The organism is Zavarzinella formosa DSM 19928 (assembly GCF_000255705.1).
Classification (GTDB): domain Bacteria; phylum Planctomycetota; class Planctomycetia; order Gemmatales; family Gemmataceae; genus Zavarzinella; species Zavarzinella formosa.
Genome location: NZ_JH636447.1, coordinates 1 through 2,229 on the forward strand (window position 1 = coordinate 1; position 2,229 = coordinate 2,229).

At 65.9% G+C, this 2,229-nt stretch carries 1 protein-coding gene and 1 pseudogene; one reads left to right on the top strand and one right to left on the bottom strand.

Annotated features, from left to right (window positions below; genetic code table 11):
* Positions 1-857: pseudogene (locus tag BGIM_RS54310) on the top strand (SEL1-like repeat protein); the annotation flags it as partial.
* Between the two features lie 355 nt (positions 858-1,212).
* Here the strand turns inward: BGIM_RS54310 and BGIM_RS0136610 are convergent.
* The gene (locus tag BGIM_RS0136610; protein WP_020474602.1) at positions 1,213-1,632 is read right to left on the bottom strand and encodes a hypothetical protein; all 420 of its coding nucleotides are present in this window, start codon (positions 1,630-1,632) and stop codon (positions 1,213-1,215) included.
* Positions 1,633-2,229 lie beyond the last annotated feature (597 nt).

A 2,229-nucleotide genomic window follows, 5' to 3' on the forward strand; every position in this document is an offset into this window, starting at 1 on the left:
AGGCCGCCGGACTCGGCCATGCGGGGGCGATGAACCGTCTCGGAGAATGCCTCTCCCAAGGCATGGGCGGGGCGGCGGACGAGAAAGGGGCGGCGGACTGGTTTCGCAAGGCGGCGGCGGCCGGGCACGCCCGGGCCATGTACAACCTCGGCGTTTGTCATCTCAACGGACTCGGGATGGCGGCCGACGAGCGGAAGGCGACGGACTGGTATCGCCGGTCGGCGGCCCTCGGGGACGTGATGGCCCTGAATGACCTCGGCGTCTGTCTGCAACTGGGGACGGGCGTGGACAAGGACGAGCGGGCGGCGGCCGGGTGTTTTCGCCGGGCCGCCGACCGGGGTGTGCCGCTGGCGATGAATAATCTCGGTTTCTGCCATGCCAACGGGGTTGGCGTTGCGAAGGACGAGAAAGAGGCGGTCGTCTGGTACCGGAAGGCCGCCGGCCTCGGAAACGGACCGGCGATGCACAATCTCGGGGTCTGCCTTCTCCACGGCCACGGCGTGGAAAAGGACGAGAAGGCGGCGGTCGGCTGGTTTCGCCAAGCCGCCGGCCGGGGCATGCCGGAGGCGGCGGGCAACCTCGGATTCTGCCACCACCGGGGTCTGGGCGTGGAAAAGGACGAGAAAGAGGCGGCGGGCTGGTATCGCAAAGGAGCCGAACTCGGGGACGTTTCGTCGATGCACGATTTCGGACTGTGCCTGCTCGACGGCATCGGCGTGGCCCGGGATGACAAAGAAGCGGCCGCATGGCTTCGCAAGGCCGCCGACAACGGGCATGAAAAGGCCCGCGACCTGCTCAGTCGAATGGCGAAGGAAGGATTGATCCCGCCGCCGGCGGCGGGGCCGTCTGACCGGTAAAAAAAGACAGCCAGTGCCGCCCTGCGGGCGGCCGGGCAGTTGTGGAATGTTCGGAGTTAATCTGCGCAGGTCGGGTCGCCAGGCGACCAGTCCAGCCGGCGCCATGACCGTCAATCGTTGATCGCCGCCGCGAACATCAGGCCGGCCGGAAGCAGGCGAAGATCACTCGGACGGCGGCGCCGGTTTGACAAATGCCTTGCAACGAGTTCGCCAGTCAGTTCCGCCAGCCGGCGCCGTTCGCCCTCCCGTTCGGAGAGGGACGGGTTACCGACTCGGAGAGATTGTTCCTCATGCGGTTCACCAACTCAGGGAAAGGGAAAAAGGGACGTGGCTGATGATCCCGGCAATGAGCGCCTCAACCCGCCCGCTTCCGCAACTCCAGAAGCAATCCGGCCAGGTGTGGAAAACACCGGGCCCGCAAGTCGACCGGGCATTCGGCGAACGGGACAAAAAGGCCGGGGGCGTCCCGCTCCAGGGCGCCCGGCGTTTGTGACAGTTCGTAATGGACATCCATGTCCCACCGGACAATCCCGATTCCCCGGGGCACGTCCAGGACCACATGGACAAACAACGACGAGTCCGGCCGGCCGGACTCCGGGGAATAGTCCTCCTGAGAGATGGCGGGCCCCAGGATCGTCAGCCGGGCCGGCCGGCCCGCGTCGCCAATCGCCCGGATCAGCCGGTTGGCCTTCTCGACATGAGCCTCGGCTTGTTCGGCGAGATGATGGAGCCAGCCGGGCCGCCGGGAGCGCTCTTCGTCAAAATCATTCATCATGTGCTCCTTTGAAATCAGCCAACAGAACGGATGACCGCCGAACCGCCGCCGCGCGGCCCGGCCTGAAAACAACTCCCCGGGCCGGCACGGCGTCGGAAGAGACGTGCAAACACAGGAATTCGGCCGGCGCCGCCACGACCAATTCCCGTCTGGCGTTCGGAAGACCCGACGCCAGACGTCGGCGGGAAACCGGGCATCGGCCGCCGCCGAACAACGCCCGGTTTCTCGCCTTTATTCACGCCGGATTGCAAATCATTCCGAGTCAGTCATTTGCGGCTTGAGCCGTGAATGGCTCGACCAGCTCCAGGACGAACTTTTCCCGCAGGTTTCGCCGCGAGAACCCGCCGCCGGGAAGATCGCCGCATGACTTGTCCGGGACATGGCGGATTCCGACACGAAGACGATCCGCGCCAAGGCATGGCGGCCGGAAACGGCCGGCCGCCGGGGCTGGTGTTCCGACCGGCTTGGGAGACGGAACATGGGGCACGATCAGAGCTCGACCGCCGATGACGAAAATGGGATGTCCGGGTGTCGTGCCGCTTTTGAACCAAAAATCCGGGGAAGCCGCCATCGGCCCGTGTCACCCTCCGAAGGTTC